Below are 20,632 nucleotides of genomic sequence, written 5' to 3'. Positions count from 1 at the left end.
TATGGACCGCCAGCAGGAGTTCGTGCTGCGCACGTTGGAGGAACGCGACATCCGGTTTGTCCGGTTGTGGTTCACCGACGTGCTCGGATATCTCAAGTCCGTGGCGGTCGCGCCCGCCGAGTTGGAGGGCGCCTTCTCCGAGGGCATCGGCTTCGACGGCTCGGCGATCGAGGGCTTCTCCCGGGTCTACGAGTCCGACATGGTCGCCAAGCCCGACCCCTCCACGTTCCAGGTGCTGCCGTGGGAGACCGCCGACGGCGGGCACTACTCGGCCCGCATGTTCTGCGACATCGCCATGCCCGACGGCTCGCCGTCCTGGGCCGACCCGCGGCACGTGCTGCGCCGGACCCTGTCCAAGGCCAGCGAGGCCGGCTTCACCTGCTACGTCCACCCCGAGATCGAGTTCTTCCTGCTCCGCGAGCTCAACAACGACGGCCTCGAGCCGGTGCCGGCCGACAACGGCGGCTTCTTCGACCAGGCCAGCCACGACACCGCGCCGCACTTCCGCCGGCACGCCATCGAGGCGCTGGAGTCGATGGGCATCTCGGTGGAGTTCAGCCACCACGAGGGCGCGCCCGGCCAGCAGGAGATCGACCTGCGCTACGCCGACGCGCTGACCATGGCCGACAACGTCATGACCTTCCGGTACGTGGTCAAGGAGGTCGCGATCACCGAGGGGGTGCGGGCCTCCTTCATGCCCAAGCCGTTCACCAACCAGCCGGGCTCGGGCATGCACACCCACGTCAGCCTGTTCGAGGGCGACGGCAACGCGTTCTACGACGCCGAGGACCCCTACGAGCTGTCCGCCACCGGCAAGGCCTTCGTCGCCGGCCTGCTCCGGCACGCCCGCGAGATCACCGGCGTGACCAACCAGTTCGTGAACTCCTACAAGCGGCTCATCGTCGGCGGCGAGGCCCCGACCGCGGTCTGCTGGGGCCACGCCAACCGGTCGGCCCTCGTGCGGGTGCCGATGTATTCCCCGGGCAAGGCCTCGTCCCGGCGGGTGGAGGTGCGCAGCCTGGACTCGGCCTGCAACCCGTACCTGGCCTACGCGGTGATCATCGCCGCCGGCCTGAAGGGCGTGCAGGAGGGCTACGAGCTGCCGCCGGCCGCCGAGGACGACGTCTGGTCGCTGACCGAGGCCGAGCGGCGGGCCGCCGGCTACGCGAACCTGCCGCAGAACCTGGGCGAGGCGCTGCGCGAGATGGAGCACTCGGAGCTGCTGGCCGAGACGCTCGGCGAGCACGTCTATGAGTTCTTCCTGCGCAACAAGCGGGCCGAGTGGGACGCGTACCGCAGCCGGGTCACGCCGTTCGAGCTGAGCACCTTGCTGCCGATCCTGTGACAAGCCGAGCCTCGCTCGATCTCCGGCGTGTCGTTCATGCCCAGGCCCGTCGCCGTGCCATGATGTTGATCTACGTCACGGCGTTCGGGCAGGCCAGCCCGGCGGATCGTCGGCGGTGACCTGGGTCGCCGCCGTTCGTGACGCGCGCCGGCTGTCGAACTCCAGGCCGGGCATTACTTCGACCCGACGCCGGATCGGGCTAGGTTGTGCCCGTGACTGACGTCCCTGCCACAGACCGTGCCACCGACGAGCCCGCCGAGCCGATCACTCCGGTTATCCGGGTCGGCATCGGTCCCGCCGGGTCGAGCGGGCCGGATGTGCCGCCGTCGATCGCACTTCCCGAGCAGTCGGCGCTGAGCGCCTGCACCGTCGCCACGAAGGCGCAGCTGCCCGCGGTCCGCACCCTCGGCGCCGCCTTCCTGACCCTGCACGAGAACAGCCGCTTCGTCGCGCTGATCGTCGACGCCGACCCCGGCACCACCGGCCAGGGCGTGCTGGCCCCGGCCGACATCGGCATCGGCGACCGTGAGCTGGCCGAGCTCGCCACCGCCTGCAGCGCCGAGCAGCTCTGCGCCGTGCTGCGTCCGCGCCTGCTGGAACGCCTGCTGGCCGACGGCGGTCCCGTGCTCTTCCTCGACCCGTCGGTGCACGTCGTCGGCCCGATCGTCGAGCAGGTCGTCCCGGCGCTGGCCCGCAAGCCGCTGGTGCTCGTGCCGAGGGTGCTGCGGCCGCTGTCCGACGACGGCATGCGCCCCACCCCCGAGGAGCTGGCCGCCGCCGGCGTCTACGACTCCGGCTTCGTCGCGGTCGCGCCCGGCGCCGAGGCCTTCCTGCACGCCTGGTTCGACACAGTTCGCCAGGCCCCGGAGGCCGCCGCGACCTTCCTCGACAGCGCCCCCGCCCTCGTCGACCACGAAGTGCTCCGCGACCCGGGCATCGGGCTCTCGGTGTGGAGCGCGGGGCAGCGCCAGCTCGGCAAGGACGACGGAGCCCTGCTGCTCGACGGCCGTCCGCTGCGCACCGTGCACTTCAGCGGCTTCGATCCGCAGCGCCCGTGGCTGCTGTCCGCCGACGTCACCGCCCGGCCCCGCGTGCTGCTCTCCGAGCACCCGCTGCTGGCCGAGCTCTGCACCAGCTACCGCAACGAACTGGTCCGCCACGGGTTGGGCCAGGACCGCGGCGAGTACGGCTTCGGACAGCTGTCCGACGGCACGATCCTGCCCAGCGGCCTGCGTGCGGAGTACCGGCGCGCGTTGCTCACGGCCGAGCGGGCCGGCGAGCTGCCGCCCGCGCCGGCGTTCGGCACCGCCCAGGCCGAGTTCGTCGCCTGGGCCGCGGAAGAGGCCGACAACCTGCCCGGCTCCACCCGGTGGGCCCAGGCGGTGTGGCAGGACGACCCCGCGCTGCGGGGCCAGTTCGCCGAGCCGTTCGGCGCCGACAGCTCGTCGTTCCGCGAATGGTGCGCCGGCCCCGGTGTCGCGAGCGGCCGGATCCATCTCGACGCCGTGCCCAAGCGCCCCGGCAACGAGACCACCCTGCTCGCACAGCTCGGTGTCTCGGTGCTCGGCAGCGGCTGGATCGCCGACCTGGTCGCGGCTTCGGCCCGCGCCTCCGGTCTGCCCGCCGCCACCGAGCCCGGCTATCCGGTGGTCCTGCTCTGCGACGTCGAAGCCTCGGCCCCGGCCGAGCGGTACGTCGTCGCCGTGCGCACCGACGCCGGTCCGGTCGGCGGTCAGGCCGACGTGAACGAGGTGTGGGTCACCTCCGAGACCACCCGGGTCGCCCTGGAGCAGACCGTCACCGTGCCGGTGCGGACGATCAGCCTCCCGGTGCTCGACCGCCCGGTCCGCGAGGAAGCGGCCCGCACCGCGTCGAGGACCGCCCACAACATCGGCGACGAAGTGGTCTTCACCACGGTTGTCGACCACGCCGCCGAACGGGTCGGCAACGCGCTCGGCGCCGTGTCGGCGTTCCTCGCCGCGTTTCCGGACCGGCAGGACGTCTTGCTGGTGCTGGCCATCTCCGGCTCGGCCGAGCACCCCGAGTCGGCCGAACGCCTTCGCCTGGCCACTGCGACGGATCCTCGGATTCGACTGGTGGAAGACCCGATCAGCCTGCCGTTCCTGCTGGACGCCGCCGACTGGGCCCTGTCCCTGCACCGCGGTGGCGGATCGGACTTGATCGCCTGGGGCCTCACCGAGGCCGCCGCCCGCGGCGTGCCGGTGATCGCCAGCGGCCACGGCGCCGTCACCGAGCTGTTCGACCGGGACACAGCCGTGCTCGTGCCGTGCCACCACGGCGGCACCGAGCCCGACATCGAGGTGGCGGCCAAGCTGCTGCGCGAGGTCGCCGACGATCCCGAGATCGCCGACCGCCTGGCCCGCACCGGCCGCTGGCACCTGCTGCGCGCGTACTCCCTGCCCAAGGTCGCCGACCAGTTGAAGGAACGGGTCGAGCACGCTTATCGCACGTGGCGGGCCCGGCGTTCGGCTTCGCGTGGCGGCAACGACTCCGATCCGCTCGGCCCGTTGCACTCCGCCAAGCACGCGCTGCTGCGCCAGCCCGACGTCGACGTCGCGAGCCGGATGCCGATGGCGCCCGCGCTGCGCAAGGGCGTGCTGCGGGTCCTCAACCACTACGACAACCACCTTCGTGACGTGCTCGGCACGGTCCTCGACGGCATGGAACGCACCGCCGGCGAACTGCTGCGCCGGCAGGACGAGATCCGCGAAGTCGGGGGTCTCGTCGAGCTCGAGAGCCTGCGCGCCGACTTCGAACGGCTCGTCGACCGGCACTCCGAGCTCGGCGACCAGCTCGTCAGCACCGACGACGGCGTGGTCCGAGTCAGTGCCGATCTCGCTGGTCAGGGCCGTCGCCTGCGTGAGTTGGAGGACGCCCTCGTGGCCGAGGCCGGCAAGCGGACCAAGCAGCTGGACACGCTCGCGGACCGCCTCGACCGCCTGACGTTGATGCTCGACAAGACCCTCGACCGCATCGACGCCCTGGAGTCGAAGGTCGCGGAGAACCTGCGTGAACGCGACGGTCGGCTCGAGTCCGGGCTGCGCGCCGCGGACCAGGCGCTGCACACGTCCGACGCGCTGCGCCGGGTCGTAGTGCGTGAGCACGAACGGCATGGCGGCGCGGTCGAGGGCGTGTCGAGCTCGCTGGTGCTGTGCGACGTGGGGTTGTTGCGTCTGCCGTCCGAGGACGCCCTGATGCTGCCCCTGCTGTCGAGCAACGGGGTGTGGGAGCCGGAGCTGTCGAGGCTGATCGACTCGCTGGTCGAGCCGGACGGCATCTTCGTCGACATCGGCGCCCATGTCGGATATCACACGATCAGGGTGTTGAGCCTGCTCGGCGCCAGCGGCGCGGTCGTCGCCGTCGAGCCGAGCGACCCGGTGCGACGCCTGCTGCGGCACAACGTCGGGGTGAACCTGATGCCGCAGATCGCCGAGCGGCTGGTGGTCGTCGAAGGCGCGGCCTGGGACCAGGCGGCGGACCTGTTGGCCGAGCCAGCGCTGACCGGCGGGGTGGCGGTGCGGCCGAATCCGGGGCCGCCGGTGCCGGCCGCGGCCTCGCCGGCGCAGAGCCAGCTGCCGGCCGGTTCGACGCAGTTCGCCGGCGCCCCGATTCTGGAGCCGATGGACTCCGGTCAGCCCGTTGAGCTGGGCGGATCAGTTCGCGGCGTGCGGTTGGACAAGGAGCTGGAGAGCATTCCGAGCCTGGCCGGGATGCGCTTGTCGGTGGTGAAGGTGGACGCGCCGGGGCGGGAGCACCGGGCGCTCGGCGGTCTGGTCCGGCTGCTGCGTCGGGACCGGCCGCACGTGTTGTGCGCGTTCTCGCCGTCCGCGACCGCCGACCTCGGCGATGACCCGCTCACCGTGCTCCGGGAGTTCCGCACGTGGGGCTACGACCTGGTGCCGGTGGACCAGCAGCGGGTGTTGAGCCCGGAAGAGGTGCTGGAGGCGTCGTCCGGGGGCTCGCGCAGCTCCACGCTGTGGCTGCGGCCGCGGGGCAAAGCGGTCTGACCCCGACTGTTAACCGCCCTGACCAGGCGATTTGACTTCGGTGATCGACCTGGGTAACTTTCTCTCTGTCAGCGCAACACGGACTCGCCCCGGACCGCAAGGACCGGCGAGGACGAGCGAAGACACCAAGATCCTCGGTCGCGAAACAAGCTCCCGTGAGAACGTGGTAGAGTGTGCGACCGCCGGGCCTGGAACCCAGAAAGTTCGACTCTCCGAGCCGATTTGACAGGGAAAATCCGGACCGGATAAGCTTCAAACACAAGCGAGAGAAACACCAAAGCCCCCGAACGCGGCTTGAAAGAGCCTAGTGACGGTGTGCGTGTGTTCTTTGAGAACTCAACAGCGTACTGTAATAGCCAGTAACAATGAATAACCCCTTAGTGGGTTCCTTTGAGATGGTTACTGAACTGGATTGATGCCAGTTTGTACTAGTCTCGATCAACACAATCCTTATTGGAGAGTTTGATCCTGGCTCAGGACGAACGCTGGCGGCGTGCTTAACACATGCAAGTCGAGCGGTAAGGCCCTTCGGGGTACACGAGCGGCGAACGGGTGAGTAACACGTGGGCAACCTGCCCTGCACTCTGGGATAAGCCCGGGAAACTGGGTCTAATACCGGATATGACCTCTGATCGCATGATCGGTGGTGGAAAGTTCCGGCGGTGCAGGATGGGCCCGCGGCCTATCAGCTTGTTGGTGGGGTAGTGGCCTACCAAGGCGACGACGGGTAGCCGGCCTGAGAGGGCGACCGGCCACACTGGGACTGAGACACGGCCCAGACTCCTACGGGAGGCAGCAGTGGGGAATATTGCGCAATGGGCGAAAGCCTGACGCAGCGACGCCGCGTGAGGGATGACGGCCTTCGGGTTGTAAACCTCTTTCAGCAGGGACGAAGCGCGAGTGACGGTACCTGCAGAAGAAGCACCGGCTAACTACGTGCCAGCAGCCGCGGTAATACGTAGGGTGCGAGCGTTGTCCGGAATTATTGGGCGTAAAGAGCTCGTAGGCGGTTTGTCGCGTCGACTGTGAAAACCTACAGCTTAACTGTGGGCTTGCAGTCGATACGGGCAGACTTGAGTTCGGTAGGGGAGACTGGAATTCCTGGTGTAGCGGTGAAATGCGCAGATATCAGGAGGAACACCGGTGGCGAAGGCGGGTCTCTGGGCCGATACTGACGCTGAGGAGCGAAAGCGTGGGGAGCGAACAGGATTAGATACCCTGGTAGTCCACGCCGTAAACGGTGGGAACTAGGTGTGGGGGGCTTCCACGTCCTCCGTGCCGTAGCTAACGCATTAAGTTCCCCGCCTGGGGAGTACGGCCGCAAGGCTAAAACTCAAAGGAATTGACGGGGGCCCGCACAAGCGGCGGAGCATGTGGATTAATTCGATGCAACGCGAAGAACCTTACCTGGGCTTGACATGCACTGGAAACCAGTAGAGATATTGGCCCCCTTGTGGCCGGTGTACAGGTGGTGCATGGCTGTCGTCAGCTCGTGTCGTGAGATGTTGGGTTAAGTCCCGCAACGAGCGCAACCCTCGTTCCATGTTGCCAGCGCGTAATGGCGGGGACTCATGGGAGACTGCCGGGGTCAACTCGGAGGAAGGTGGGGATGACGTCAAGTCATCATGCCCCTTATGTCCAGGGCTTCACACATGCTACAATGGCCGGTACAAAGGGCTGCTAAGCCGTGAGGTGGAGCGAATCCCATAAAGCCGGTCTCAGTTCGGATCGGGGTCTGCAACTCGACCCCGTGAAGTCGGAGTCGCTAGTAATCGCAGATCAGCAACGCTGCGGTGAATACGTTCCCGGGCCTTGTACACACCGCCCGTCACGTCACGAAAGTCGGTAACACCCGAAGCCCGTGGCCCAACCCGTAAGGGAGGGAGCGGTCGAAGGTGGGACTGGCGATTGGGACGAAGTCGTAACAAGGTAGCCGTACCGGAAGGTGCGGCTGGATCACCTCCTTTCTAAGGAGCACCCAACGCCGGCCCTCGGGTCTGCGGAGGACCACCAACCAGAGCGAACGTCTTTGGGGTGGTTGCTCATAGATGTGGATGCTGGCTAGAAGCAACAGGACCTGCGGTCTGGGCCTGCTAGTACTGCTCGCAAGAGCGTGGAACGCGGCACTGGATGGTGAGGTTGGGGTTGTCAGTACGCTGTTGGGTCCTGAGGGAACACGCGATCGTGGTGTTGCTTCAAACCACAGGGTTCGACCTGAGTGCAAACCGGCCATCAATATGGTGGAGCAAGGTGCCTCGCGAATAGGTTGGGCTTCCTGGTTGTTCTTTGAGAACTACACAGTGGATGCGAGCATCTTTGTGGTCAAGTTGTGAAGAGCACACGGTGGATGTCTTGGCACCAGGAGCCGATGAAGGACGTAGGAGGCTGCGAAAAGCCTCGGGGAGCTGCCAACCGAGCTGTGATCCGAGGGTGTCCGAATGGGGAAACCCGGCCTCAGTCATGTGGGGTCACCCGCGCCTGAATATATAGGGCGTGTGGAGGGAACGTGGGGAAGTGAAACATCTCAGTACCCACAGGAAGAGAAAACAACCGTGATTCCGTGAGTAGTGGCGAGCGAAAGCGGATGAGGCTAAACCATGGACGTGTGATACCTGGCAGGGGTTGCGTTTGTGGGGTCGTGGGACGTTGCTTGCTTATGCTGCCATGTAAGCGCAGAGTCAGAAAACAGTGTGTTAGTGGAATGGGTTTGGGAAACCCAACCGTAGAGGGTGATAGTCCCGTACGCGAAAACATGCTGTCTCTGTTGTGATGTTCCCAAGTAGCAGCGAGCTCGTGGAATTTGCTGTGAATCTGGCGGGACCACCCGCTAAGCCTAAATACTCCCTGGTGACCGATAGCGGACTAGTACCGTGAGGGAAAGATGAAAAGTACCCCGGGAGGGGAGTGAAAGAGTACCTGAAACCGTGTGCTTACAATCCGTCAGAGCCTCCTTTGCAGGGGTGATGGCGTGCCTTTTGAAGAATGAGCCTGCGAGTTAGTGGTACGTGGCGAGGTTAACCTGTGTGGGGTAGCCGTAGCGAAAGCGAGTCCGAATAGGGCGTTTTAGTCGCGTGCTCTAGACCCGAAGCGGGGTGATCTAGCCATGGCCAGGGTGAAGCGCGGGTAAGACCGTGTGGAGGCCCGAACCCACCAGGGTTGAAAACCTGGGGGATGAGCTGTGGTTAGGGGTGAAAGGCCAATCAAACTCCGTGATAGCTGGTTCTCCCCGAAATGCATTTAGGTGCAGCGTCGTGTGTTTCGTGGTGGGGGTAGAGCACTGGATGGTCTAGGGGGCCTACAAGCTTACCGAAATCAACCAAACTCCGAATACCATTACGTGAGAGCGCGGCAGTGAGACTGCGGGCGATAAGGTTCGTAGTCGAGAGGGAAACAGCCCAGAACACCAGCTAAGGCCCCAAAGTGTGTGCTAAGTGGGAAAGGATGTGGGGTCGCCCAGACAACCAGGAGGTTGGCTTAGAAGCAGCCACCCTTTAAAGAGTGCGTAATAGCTCACTGGTCAAGTGGTCCTGCGCCGACAATGTAGCGGGGCTTAAGCACACCGCCGAAGCTGTGTCATTCGCACATGTGACCGGCTCCAGTTTGCTGGAGTCCAGTTGTGTGGATGGGTAGGGGAGCGTCGTGTGGGGGATGAAGCGGCAGGGGAACCTAGCCGTGGACACTACACGAGTGAGAATGCAGGCATGAGTAGCGAATGACGAGTGAGAAACTCGTCCGCCGGATGACCAAGGGTTCCTGGGCCAGGCTAATCCGCCCAGGGTAAGTCGGGACCTAAGGCGAGGCCGACAGGCGTAGTCGATGGACAACGGGTTGATATTCCCGTACCCGTGTAAACGCGTCCATGGTGAGGCTAGTGATGCTAACCGCCCGCGAAAGATGGAGCCTTCGGGCGAAGTCTGGAGTGCGCGGGATCCGATCTAGTAGTAGTCAAGCGATGGGGTGACGCAGGAAGGTAGCTCCGCCAGTCAGTGGTAATACTGGTGTAAGCGTGTAGGCTGTCAGGGTAGGCAAATCCGTCCTGATGTGTAGGCTGAGACGTGATGCGTAGCCGATTGAGGCGAAGTAGAGTGATCCTATGCTGTCGAGAAAAGCCTCTAGCGAGTGTTTATGCGGCCCGTACCCCAAACCGACACAGGTGGTCAGGTAGAGAATACCGAGGCGTTCGGGTGAACTGTGGTTAAGGAACTCGGCAAAATGCCCCCGTAACTTCGGGAGAAGGGGGGCCGAGGGACTTGAAGCCCCTTGCGGGCTAGGGTTTTTCGGCCGCAGAGAGCAGCGAGAAGCGACTGTTTACTAAAAACACAGGTCCATGCGAAGTCGTAAGACGATGTATATGGACTGACGCCTGCCCGGTGCTGGAACGTTAAGGGGACCGGTTAGTCCTTTGGGGCGAAGCTGAGAACTTAAGCGCCAGTAAACGGCGGTGGTAACTATAACCATCCTAAGGTAGCGAAATTCCTTGTCGGGTAAGTTCCGACCTGCACGAATGGCGTAACGACTTCTCGACTGTCTCAACCACAGGCCCGGTGAAATTGCATTACGAGTAAAGATGCTCGTTTCGCGCGGCAGGACGGAAAGACCCCGGGACCTTTACTATAGCTTGGTATTGGTGCTCGGTTCGGCTTGTGTAGGATAGGTGGGAGACTGTGAAGCTGGCACGCCAGTGCTGGTGGAGTCGTCGTTGAAATACCACTCTGGTCGTTCTGGGTGTCTAACCTCGGACCGTGATCCGGTTCAGGGACAGTGCCTGGTGGGTAGTTTAACTGGGGCGGTTGCCTCCCAAAGGGTAACGGAGGCGCTCAAAGGTTCCCTCAGCCTGGTTGGCAATCAGGTGTTGAGTGCAAGTGCACAAGGGGGCTTGACTGTGAGACTGACGGGTCGAGCAGGGACGAAAGTCGGAACTAGTGATCCGGCCATGGCTTGTGGAAGCGTGGTCGCTCAACGGATAAAAGGTACCCCGGGGATAACAGGCTGATCTTGCCCAAGAGTCCATATCGACGGCATGGTTTGGCACCTCGATGTCGGCTCGTCGCATCCTGGGGCTGGAGTAGGTCCCAAGGGTTGGGCTGTTCGCCCATTAAAGCGGTACGCGAGCTGGGTTTAGAACGTCGTGAGACAGTTCGGTCCCTATCCGCCGTGCGCGTTGGAGATTTGAGGAAGGCTGTCCCTAGTACGAGAGGACCGGGATGGACGGACCTCTGGTGTGCCAGTTGTCCCGCCAGGGGCATGGCTGGTTGGCTACGTTCGGAAAAGATAACCGCTGAAAGCATCTAAGCGGGAAGCTTGTTCCAAGATGAGATCTCCTGCCTCCTTTGAGAGGGTAAGGCCTCCTATAGACGATGGGGTTGATAGGCCAGAGATGGAAGCCCTGTAAGGGGTGGAGTTGACTGGTACTAATAGGCCGAGGGCTTGTCTACAAAGACGCTTCGCATCCACTGTGTGGTTCTGAAGGAACCAACCGGCACGACCGGGGAGATATTGTGTCTTCTGGGTGGTGTGTGGTGGTGATCTTCATAGTGTTTCGGTGGTGTTAGCGGAGGGGAAACGCCCGGTCCCATTCCGAACCCGGAAGCTAAGCCCTCCAGCGCCGATGGTACTGCACTCGTGAGGGTGTGGGAGAGTAGGACGCCGCCGAGCAAAATTTCAAGGTGCCCTCTGTTCGCGGAAATCGCGAGCAGGGGGCATTTTGTTGTTTGTATGTGGGGGACGACCCCCACACCCCCGGCCAGGGGGCTTCGCCCCCAGACCCCCAACCCGTGTTGGGGGATTTTTTGCGTTCAAGGGAAAACTGTCGCGGCCGGGGTGCCGTGGCAGGCACAGTTGGTTGATGGAGGCCAGGTTCTACGACGATGCCGCCGCGTTCTGGGCGGTCGCCCATGACTTGTTCGAGGCCGATCCGGTCAAGCACACCACCGTGCTCAGCGTCATACACGCCGTGCTCCACGCACCGCAGCAAGACGCGGCACCGCTCATGCTGGTCACACTTCACGATGACGCCGGCTCCCTCTGCGGGGCCGCGATGCGCACACCTCCGTGGGCCTTGGCATTGAGCGGCATCCAGGTCGAGGACGCACCTGTGCTCGTCAACGCACTCCTGCCCCAGCATCCCGAGCTCGACTCCGTCATAGGCCCGCAGTCCGTCACAGAGTCCTTCGCGGCCGCCTGGTCCGCCGCCACCGCCCGCGACGTCCACACCGTCTTCCGCCTTCGGTTGTTCCGTCTGGCCGAGCTGACCGTCCCGGCCGCCGACGGCTTTCCCCGCCTCGCCACCGAAGCGGACGTTCACGTTGCCGCCCAACACTTGCTGGACTTCAACCGCGAGTCCGCCTCGCACCGCCGCAGCACCCTCGCTGACGCCCTCGACTCCGTTCGCCGCCAGTTCGCCCTCGGCAGCGGCATCCTCCTATGGGAGGTCGACGGCGTCGTCGTCAGCCACGCCACTGCCAAGGTCCCCAACTCCGGCGCCTCTCGCATCGGTCCCGTCTACACCCCTCCCCAACACCGCCGGCGCGGCTACGCCGCCGCGGCCACCGCCGCTGCCGCCCAATGGGCCCTCTCTGCCGGTGCCCACTCCGTCCTGCTCTACACCGACCTCGCTAACCCCACCGCCAACGGCGTCTACCAACGCATCGGCTTCCGCCCCGTCACCGACTTCGCCGAACTCGCCTTCGACCCGCGGTCCTGAACAACTTCCCTGACCCCCTACCCGTGCCTCACCTCCCGGGCCAGCTGCCCATGAGGGCGGTGTCCTCTTGGCCTGGGAGGGGGCGGGATTAGGCTCGGGGGCGTGACTGCGCCACGCCTGCTTGTCATCCAGCCCTCCGACACCGATCCGGTGGGCCGCCTCGAAGAATGGCTCACGGGTGCCGGGGCCGAGATCGACGTGGTGGCGCCGTCGCGGGAACCGCTGCCGGCGCTGGACGGGTATCAGGGGCTGGTGTGCCTGGGCGGCGAGATGGGCGCGCTGGATGATGGGGAGCATCCCTGGCTCGCGGACGTGCGGCTGCTGCTGTCGAAGGCGGTGGCGACCAAGACGCCGACGCTGGCGGTGTGCCTGGGGTCGCAGCTGTTGGCGGTGGCGACCGGGGGCCAGGTGCGGCGCGGGGACAAGGGACCCGAGGTAGGGGTGCTGCTGGTGGCCAAGCGGGACACGGCGGCCCGGGATCCGTTGTTCGCGGAGCTGCCGTTGACGCCGGATGTGCTCCAGTTCCACCACGACGAGATCACCCTGCTGCCGCCCGGCGCGGAACTGCTGGCGTCGTCGCCGAGGTACGCCAATCAGGCATTCAGGGTGGGCTCGGTGGCCTACGGCGTGCAATTCCATATCGAGACGACGCCGGAAATAGTGCTGAAGTGGGCGGAGCTGGCCCCCGATGAAGCGGCGCTGGCCCGGCCGGGGCAGCTGGAACCGGACGCGCTCGCGGAGGTGCATGTCACGCTGGGCGAAGTGTGGCAACCGTTTGCACAGCGCTTCGTGCAGCTCAGCTCCGGTACGCTCGAACCGGCGATCGGAACGACCAGAAGTCTGCCACTGGTGTGATAACGCGCAGTCACTGTACGTTTACGGTATGACGCCCGCCCGGACGTCAGTCACCCCATCCGCCGTGGGGTAGCGTTCTTCACGTAGTTGCCCACCGCCGGAGGATTTTGGTGGACGTCCCCCTACTTGTGGCCGTTGTTGTGCTGACGGCACTCGCCTTCGATTTCACCAACGGTTTCCACGACACGGCCAACGCGATGGCCACCTCGATCGCGACCGGCGCATTGCGACCACGAGTCGCCGTCGCCATGTCCGCGGTGCTGAACCTGGTCGGCGCCTTCCTGTCCGTCGAGGTGGCCAAGACCATCTCGGGCGGCATCGTGGACGATCTGAAGATCACACCCGCGGTGGTGTTCGCCGGACTGGTCGGCGCCATCGTCTGGAATCTCCTGACCTGGCTGGTCGGCCTGCCCTCCAGCTCCTCGCACGCCTTGTTCGGTGGCCTGATCGGCGCCACCTGGGTCGCCTCGGGCACCGGGGCCGTGCACTTCGACAAGGTCGTGGAGAAGGTCCTGATCCCAGCGGTCGCCTCGCCGCTGATCGCCGGCCTGATCGCGATGGCCGCGACCTACCTGACCTACCGGATGACCAGAACGGCCGACCGCAAGGTCGTGTCCTCGGGCTTCCGCATCGGCCAGATCGTGTCGGCCGGCCTGGTCTCGCTCGCGCACGGCACCAACGACGCGCAGAAGACCATGGGCGTGATCACGCTGACGCTGATCACCGCCGGCGCGCTGCCGTCCAACGCGGGTCCGCCGATCTGGGTGATCATCAGCGCCGGCACGGCGATCGCGCTCGGCACCTACTTCGGCGGTTGGCGCATCACCCAGACCCTGGGCAAGGGCCTGACCACGATCGACGGCCCGCAGGGCTTCGCGGCCCAGACCAGCGCCGCCGCGGTCATCCTCACGTCCTCGCACCTCGGCTTCGCGCTGTCGACCACGCACGTGGTGTCCGGCGGCATCCTGGGCGGCGGCCTCGGCCGCAAGGCCTCGGACGTGCAGTGGAGCACCGCGGGCCGGATGGTCATCGCCTGGGTGCTGACGCTGCCGGCGGCGGCCGTGGTGGGCGCCGTTGCCAGTTCCGTCGCCAGCACCGGCACCGCGGGCGTGGTCATCGTGGCGGCCGTCGGCATCGCCGTCGCGGTCGGCATCTACATCGCCTCGCGGCGCAAGCCGGTCACCCCCGACAGCGTCGTCAACGACGACGTGTCGATCGAGCCTCTCAAGGTGGCGGCATGAGCGAGCTTGCGAGCGAATCATTCAGCACAGAGCGTCCGCGAACGCGGACACCGAGCGCCAGCGAGGTGCCGCAGTGAGCGTGAATTGGGTGGCACTTGGCGAGGTTTTTGTCGTCGGCCTGGTGTCGGTGGCCGCGTTGGTGGCGCTGTTCGCCCTGGGCATCCGCGGCGTCTCGCAGCGGGTGACCGCTCGGGCCGAGGGCGGCTCGGGCACCGGCGGGCTGACGGTGGCGATCGTGTGCTTCGCGGCGTGCTGCGCCGTGGTGCTCTACGGACTGTCCCTGATCATCTCGCACTGACGTCGTCACGGCCCGACAGGTGACGGTGGCCCGGCCGGTGGGACTACGGTTGGCTCCGTCATGACAGATCCACGGTCCACGTCCTCGCCAGCCAGGTTCGGGCTCACCGATCCACGTGCCGAGGAGATCCTGCACGCCGGCGGCTGGTGGCGTGGCGGTCCGGTCGAGGGCGCCGAGCTCGTGCTCGGCGCTCTCTCGCGCAGCCCCGATCCGGATCTGGCGCTGCAGACCCTGGAGCGGCTGCGCGAGGCGGCCGGTGATCGGTGGTCGGCCATCGCCGACGCGCTGAACACCGACGGCGGCTTCCGCGGCCGGCTGATCGCGGTGTTGGGCTCGTCGACCGCCCTGGGCGACTTCCTCACCGCCAACCCGGACGAGTGGACTCGGCTGGAGTCCGACGCCCCACCGGATTCCGACTACACGGCACAGCTGCTGCGGGTGGTCGAGGAGGGTGACGTCCGGCAGCTGCGCCGGGCCTATCGGGGGCTGCTGCTGGACATCGCGGCGGCCGACCTGGGGCACCTGGTGCAGCCGGAGATCGCCGAGCCCAGCTACGAGCAGGTCGCGGAGCAGCTGTCCGACCTCGCCGCCGCCGCCTTGCGAGCATCACTCGCGCTGGCGGCCAAGCAGGTCGGCAAGCCGTCCAGGCTGGCCGTGATCGCGATGGGCAAGTGCGGCGGTCGCGAGCTGAACTACGTCAGCGACGTCGACGTGGTGTTCGTCGCCGACAACGACGACGACCTGCCGATGGCGACCCGGCTGGCCAGCACGATGATGCGCATCGCCGGCGAGGCGTGCTTCGAGGTCGACGCCGCCCTCCGTCCGGAGGGCAAGGCCGGCGCGCTGGTCCGGACGCTGGACGGCCACATCGCCTACTACAAGCGCTGGGCCCGCACCTGGGAGTTCCAGGCGCTGTTGAAGGCCCGGCCGATCGCTGGCGACGAGGAGGTCGGCCGCCGCTACGTCGACGCGCTCGCGCCGATGGTGTGGATGGCGGCCGGGCGGGAGAACTTCGTTGTGGACGTGCAGGCCATGCGGCGGCGCGTCGAGGATCACGTGCCGAAGGACATCGCCGAGCGGGAGCTGAAGCTCGGCCGCGGTGGGCTGCGGGACGTGGAGTTCGCGGTCCAGCTGCTGCAACTGGTGCACGGCCGGACCGACGAAGCGCTGCGCTCGCCGACGACCATGGCGGCGCTGACCGCGTTGGGCGCGGGCGGTTACGTGGGTCGGGCCGATGCCGCCGGGTTGTCGGAGTCGTACCGGTTCCTACGCACGCTGGAGCACCGGCTCCAGCTACAGCGGTTGCGCCGGACCCACACGTTCCCCGCTGACGAGGACCGGGCGGCGCTGCGCTGGCTGGCGCGAGCGGCGGGCCTCTACCCGGACGGCCGGCGCGCGGCCGGCGACGTGCTGCTGGCTGAGTTCCGACGGCACAGCAACCGTGTGCGCCGACTGCACGAGAAGCTGTTCTATCGGCCGCTGCTGGAATCCGTGGCGCGCGTGCCGACCGAGGCGATGCGGTTGACGGCCAAGGAAGCCACGGCTCGACTCGCGGCGCTCGGCTACACGGCGCCGGATGGCGCGCTGAAGCACATCGAGGCGTTGACCTCGGGGGTCTCGCGGCGTGCGGCGATCCAGACGACGCTGCTGCCGGTCCTGCTCGATCTCCTGGCCAACACCCCGGATCCGGACGGCGGTCTGCTGGCGTATCGGCGGGTGTCCGAGGCGCTGGCCGACACGCCCTGGTACCTGCGCCTGCTGCGGGACGAAGGCGCTGTTGTCGAACGGCTCGCCGTCGTGCTGAGCACGTCGAAGCTGGTGCCGGACTTGCTGGTGCGTGCGCCGGAGGTGCTGCGCCTGTTGTCCGACACGGCATCGCTGGCGCACCGCAACCCGGCCGAGGTCGCTGTGTCGCTGCGTAGCGCGGTCGGCCGGCACGCGGACCTCACGCAGGCGGTCGCGGCGGCGCGGTCGCTGCGCCGGCACGAACTGCTGCGCGTCGCCTGCGCCGACCTGCTCGGGCTGATCAAGGTCGAAGAGGTGTGCGCGGCGCTGTCGGGCGTGTGGCTGGCGGTGTTGCAGTCGGCTCTCGACGTGGCGCTGCGGTTGTCGGACGGAACACCGCCGCCGGCGACGATCTCGGTGATCGGCATGGGCCGGCTCGGCGGCCGCGAGCTCGGCTACGGGTCGGACGCCGACGTGCTGTTCGTGTGCGAGCCCCGCAACGGGGCGACCGACGCCGAAGCGGTGCGCTACACGTCCGGGATCGCGGAAGCGGTCCGACGGCTGCTCGGCGCGCCGAGCCAGGATCCGCCGCTCCAGGTCGACATGGATCTCCGGCCCGAGGGCCGCAACGGTCCGCTGGCGCGGACCCTGGACTCGTACCGCGCCTACTACGCCCAGTGGTCGGAAGTCTGGGAGGCGCAGGCCCTGCTGCGGGCCAGCAACGTGGCCGGCGACGAGGACCTGGGCCGGCGCTTCTGCGAGATGGTCGACCCGGTCCGCTACCCGGAAGGCGGGCTCGACCCGACGATGGTGCGGGAGGTCCGGCGGATCAAGGCCCGGGTCGACGCCGAGCGGCTGCCACGCGGTGCTGACCCGACGACGCACACCAAGCTGGGCCGAGGCGGGCTGGCCGACATTGAGTGGACGGTGCAGCTGCTCCAGCTCCAGCACGCCGGCGATCACCCGCGGCTGCGCACGACGTCGACGATCGAGGGCCTGGCCTACGCCGCCGAGCTGGGGCTGATCGCCGAGTCGGACGCCGAGGCGATGACGGCGGCGTGGCTGCTGGCGACCCGCGCGCGCAACGCCGTGACGCTGGTCCGTGGCAAGCCGACCGACCAGGTGCCGACCTCGGGTCGTGAGCTGGCCTCGGTGGCCGCGGCGCTCGGCTATCCGCAGGGCACCGATCCGGGGGAATTCCTCGACGACTACCGGCGGACCACCCGGCGGGCGCGCACTGTGGTGGAGCGGATCTTCTACGACGGAGGATGAGTTGAAGGCAATCGCCCAGAACGAGTTCGGCGACGCGGGCGTCCTGTCGCTCCAGGACCTGCCGGACCCGCTGGTCGGCCCGGACCAGGTGCTGGTCGCGGTCCGGGCGGCGAGCGTGAACCCGGTGGACTACAAGATCCGCGCGGGCTACCTGCAGGGCGCGCTGCCGCACCACTTCCCGCTCATCCAGGGCTGGGACGCGGCCGGCGTGGTGGTGCAGGCTGGCCCGGCGGCCGACGGCTACGCGCCCGGTGACGAGGTGTTCGGCTACCTGCGCAAGGACCACGTGCAGAACGGCACCTACGCGGAGCTGGTGGCCGCACCGGAGCGGGGCCTCGCGCACAAGCCGGCGGGAATCACCTTCGAGCAGGCGGCCGCGCTGCCGCTGGCCGGGCTGACGGCGTTGCAGCTGCTGAAGAAGGTCGGCGTCGGCGAGGGCGACACGGTCCTGGTGCACGCTGCGGCCGGCGGTGTCGGGCACCTGGCGGTGCAGATCGCCCGGGCGCTCGGCGCCGGCCGGGTGCTCGGCACGGCGTCCGAGCGCAACCACGATTTCCTGCGCTCACTGGGCGCGGAGCCGGTGACCTACGGCGAGGGCCTGGAGGACCGGGTCGCGGCGCTGCTGGGCGGTGACGGCAAGGTCGACGCCGTGATCGATCTGATCGGCGGCGACGCGCTCAGCGTCTCCCCGAAGCTGGTGCGCGATCCCAGCCGGATCGGGTCGATCATCGAGAACCGGGTCCTTGAGCTGGGCGGCCACTACGTTTTTGTGAAGCCGAACAGCGAACAGCTGTCCTGGCTCGGAGATCTCACCGCATCGGGTGACATCAAGGTGGAGATCGAGAAGGTCTTCCCGCTGGCCGAGTCGGCCGACGCGCAGCGCCTGGTCGAGGGTGGCCACGTGCGGGGCAAGGTGGTCATCTCGGTGCCGTGACCGGTGTTGGGGTGGGGCGTGTTGGCACGCCCCACCTCGGCGGTGTCAGGCCACCTCGGCCTCACTGTCGGCCTCCGCCTCCGGAACGGAGGCGAAGATGTCGACCACCCACTCCTCGACGAACGAGCCGTCGTCGGAGTCGGTGTCCGGGACGAGCCGGTTGGACAGGGCGACACCCAGACCGAGCAGGTCCGCGGCGCGCACCGCCTCGGTCGCCTCGGCGGCGGAGTCGAAGAAGTGGGTGCTCAGCAGGTTTGCGTCGTTTTCGGCCACGGGCGTGACATTAGAGGGTCGCCCCGGAGCCCCTGCGATCAGCCTGCCTGCTCTATCCGCACCGGTAACGAGCCCCGCTCGACCTCGAGCATGAAGTCGTCGATGCGGTGGTGGAAGCGCTCCGGCACGTCCTGCTCGGCCAGCGCCAGCAGCTGCACGGCCAGGCCCCGCAGGCCCGCCTTGTCGCCCCGGATCACCACCTCGCCGTGCGCTGTGACGTCGAAGCTCAGCCGGTAGTTCGCCGGCCAGGTCCGGCTCAGGCCGCGGACCGCGTCGTACACGGGGACGGAGACGACCACCTCGCGGGTGGACTCCATGCGAACGGGCTCGGCCATCTCGCCACCTCCAGCGCATCACCTGCTGTTCATCCAACCCGACCGACCCGGCCGTTTTGTTACGTCTGTGTGTCACTTCCCGTTGTGCGACAGGCAAAAGCCGGGCCCGTGGAGACGGACCCGGCTTCTGCGCGACGTCTAGGGCCGGCGGGGTGAACCCCGCCGTCGATCACACGTCGTAGTACAGCGCGAACTCGTACGGGTGCGGGCGCAGCCGCAGCGGGTCGATCTCGTTCTCCCGCTTGAGCGCGATCCAGGTCTCGATCACGTCCGGGGTGAACACGCCGCCCTCGAGCAGGAAGTCGTGGTCGCGCTCCAGGTTGTCCAGCACCTCGCCGAGCGAGCCGGGCACCTGGGCGACCTCCTTGGCCTCCTCCGGGGGCAGCTCGTAGAGGTCCTTGTCGACCGGGGCCGGCGGCTCGATCTTGTTCTTGATGCCGTCCAGGCCGGCCATCAGCATCGAGGCGAAGGCCAGGTAGGGGTTGCCGGACGAGTCGGGGCAGCGGAACTCGACGCGCTTGGCCTTCGGGTTGTTGCCGGTGATCGGGATCCGGATGCACGCGGAGCGGTTGCGCTGCGAGTACACCAGGTTGACCGGGGCCTCGAAGCCGGGCACCAGGCGGTGGTAGGAGTTCACCGTCGGGTTGGTGAAGGCCAGCAGGCTCGGCGCGTGGTGCAGCAGGCCACCGATGTAGTGGCGCGCGGTGTCGGACAGGCCGCCGTAGCCGGACTCGTCGTAGAACAGCGGCGCGCCGTCCTTCCACAGCGACTGGTGGCAGTGCATGCCGGAGCCGTTGTCGCCGAACAGCGGCTTGGGCATGAAGGTCGCGGTCTTGCCGGCCTGCCACGCGGTGTTCTTGACGATGTACTTGAACAGCTGCAGGTCGTCGGCCGCGTGCAGCAGTGAGTTGAACTTGTAGTTGATCTCGGCCTGACCGGCGGTGCCGACCTCGTGGTGGGCCCGCTCGACGGTGAAGCCGGAGTCGATCAGGTTCAGCGTGATCTTGTCGCGCAGGTCGGCGAAGTGGTCGGTCGGGGAGACCGGGAAGTAGCCGCCCTTGTACTTGACCTTGTAGCCCTTGTTGCCGCCCTCCTCGTCGGCGCCGGTGTTCCACCAGCCCGCGATCGAGTCGATCTCGTGGAAGGAGGCGTTCTCGGCGCTGTCGAAGCGCACCGAGTCGAACAGGTAGAACTCGGCCTCGGCGCCGAAGAAGGCGGTGTCGGCCACGCCGTTCTCGGCGATGAACAGCTCGGCCTTGCGCGCGATGTTGCGCGGGTCGCGGCTGTAGGGCTCGCGGGTCAGCGGGTCGTGCACGAAGAAGTTGACGATGAGGGTCTTCTCGATGCGGAACGGGTCGATCCGCGCGGTCGCCAGGTCGGGCAGCAGCAGCATGTCCGACTCGTGGATCTGCTGGAACCCGCGAACCGACGAGCCGTCGAAGGCCAGCCCCTCGGCGATGGCGTCCGCGTCGAACGACGCCGCCGGCACAGTGAAGTGCTGCATGATGCCTGGCAGGTCGCTGAACCTGACGTCGACGAACTTCACTTCCTCGTCGGAGATGAAGCGCAGGACCTCGTCGGGATTGGTGAACACCCTCGTTGGCTCCTTCGGCTCGTAGCCCG

11 protein-coding genes and 3 rRNA genes are annotated in these 20,632 nt (G+C 66.9%); 11 read left to right on the top strand and 3 right to left on the bottom strand.

Translation table 11 applies throughout. The features are described 5' to 3' along the window. The first annotated feature begins 1 nt into the window (after position 1). The 11 genes from JJ691_RS33495 (at position 2) to JJ691_RS33445 (ending at position 18,401) form a co-directional block, all read left to right on the top strand. On the top strand, positions 2–1,345 hold the full coding sequence (locus JJ691_RS33495; protein WP_211763569.1) for a glutamine synthetase family protein: 1,344 nt from the start codon (positions 2–4) through the stop codon (positions 1,343–1,345). Positions 1,346–1,557: 212 nt separating this feature from the next. Next, complete coding sequence (locus tag JJ691_RS33490) at positions 1,558–5,373, top strand: FkbM family methyltransferase (RefSeq protein WP_211763568.1); 3,816 nt, start codon at positions 1,558–1,560, stop codon at positions 5,371–5,373. A 450-nt stretch (positions 5,374–5,823) separates the two neighbouring features. Further along, positions 5,824–7,340: ribosomal RNA gene (locus tag JJ691_RS33485) — 16S ribosomal RNA — on the top strand. A 353-nt stretch (positions 7,341–7,693) separates the two neighbouring features. Further along, a 23S ribosomal RNA gene (locus JJ691_RS33480) occupies positions 7,694–10,808 on the top strand. 103 nt (positions 10,809–10,911) lie between these two features. Next, positions 10,912–11,028 (top strand): 5S ribosomal RNA (gene rrf / locus JJ691_RS33475). Together the 16S, 23S and 5S rRNA genes form the textbook arrangement of a ribosomal RNA operon. Positions 11,029–11,218: 190 nt before the next feature. Further along, complete coding sequence (locus JJ691_RS33470) at positions 11,219–12,076, top strand: GNAT family N-acetyltransferase (protein ID WP_211763567.1); 858 nt, start codon at positions 11,219–11,221, stop codon at positions 12,074–12,076. Between the two features lie 102 nt (positions 12,077–12,178). Continuing rightward, positions 12,179–12,931, top strand: coding sequence for a type 1 glutamine amidotransferase (locus tag JJ691_RS33465; RefSeq protein ID WP_211763566.1), 753 nt, complete (start codon positions 12,179–12,181; stop codon positions 12,929–12,931). 110 nt (positions 12,932–13,041) lie between these two features. After that, complete coding sequence (locus tag JJ691_RS33460; RefSeq protein WP_211763565.1) at positions 13,042–14,172, top strand: inorganic phosphate transporter; 1,131 nt, start codon at positions 13,042–13,044, stop codon at positions 14,170–14,172. Positions 14,173–14,245: 73 nt separating this feature from the next. Next, positions 14,246–14,470: a hypothetical protein gene (locus JJ691_RS33455; RefSeq protein WP_211763564.1), complete on the top strand. Its 225-nt coding sequence runs from the start codon at positions 14,246–14,248 to the stop codon at positions 14,468–14,470. Between the two features lie 60 nt (positions 14,471–14,530). Beyond that, positions 14,531–17,467, top strand: coding sequence for a bifunctional [glutamine synthetase] adenylyltransferase/[glutamine synthetase]-adenylyl-L-tyrosine phosphorylase (locus JJ691_RS33450; RefSeq protein WP_211763563.1), 2,937 nt, complete (start codon positions 14,531–14,533; stop codon positions 17,465–17,467). Position 17,468: 1 nt separating this feature from the next. Continuing rightward, the gene (locus tag JJ691_RS33445) at positions 17,469–18,401 is read left to right on the top strand and encodes an NADP-dependent oxidoreductase (protein ID WP_211763562.1); all 933 of its coding nucleotides are present in this window, start codon (positions 17,469–17,471) and stop codon (positions 18,399–18,401) included. Between the two features lie 45 nt (positions 18,402–18,446). On the opposite strand, the gene JJ691_RS33440 is transcribed toward JJ691_RS33445, so the two are convergent. From JJ691_RS33440 to glnA, 3 genes are all read right to left on the bottom strand, one after another. Beyond that, positions 18,447–18,674: a hypothetical protein gene (locus JJ691_RS33440; RefSeq protein ID WP_211763561.1), complete on the bottom strand. Its 228-nt coding sequence runs from the start codon at positions 18,672–18,674 to the stop codon at positions 18,447–18,449. A gap of 38 nt (positions 18,675–18,712) precedes the next feature. Further along, positions 18,713–19,009, bottom strand: coding sequence for an Imm32 family immunity protein (locus JJ691_RS33435; protein ID WP_211763560.1), 297 nt, complete (start codon positions 19,007–19,009; stop codon positions 18,713–18,715). 169 nt (positions 19,010–19,178) lie between these two features. Next, complete coding sequence (gene glnA, locus JJ691_RS33430; RefSeq protein WP_211763559.1) at positions 19,179–20,603, bottom strand: type I glutamate--ammonia ligase; 1,425 nt, start codon at positions 20,601–20,603, stop codon at positions 19,179–19,181. Positions 20,604–20,632 lie beyond the last annotated feature (29 nt).

The sequence above is a fragment of the Kutzneria sp. CA-103260 genome, assembly GCF_018263855.1.
Lineage (GTDB): Bacteria > Actinomycetota > Actinomycetes > Mycobacteriales > Pseudonocardiaceae > Kutzneria.
This window is presented reverse-complemented; position numbering and strand designations above follow the sequence as displayed.

Coding starts and splice junctions, on each gene's coding strand:
- JJ691_RS33495 (WP_211763569.1), top strand. CDS start 2: ATGGACCGCCAGCAGGAGTTCGTGCTGCGCACGTTGGAGGAACGCGAC.
- JJ691_RS33470 (WP_211763567.1), top strand. CDS start 11,219: ATGGAGGCCAGGTTCTACGACGATGCCGCCGCGTTCTGGGCGGTCGCC.
- JJ691_RS33450 (WP_211763563.1), top strand. CDS start 14,531: ATGACAGATCCACGGTCCACGTCCTCGCCAGCCAGGTTCGGGCTCACC.
- JJ691_RS33435 (WP_211763560.1), bottom strand. CDS start 19,009: ATGGCCGAGCCCGTTCGCATGGAGTCCACCCGCGAGGTGGTCGTCTCC.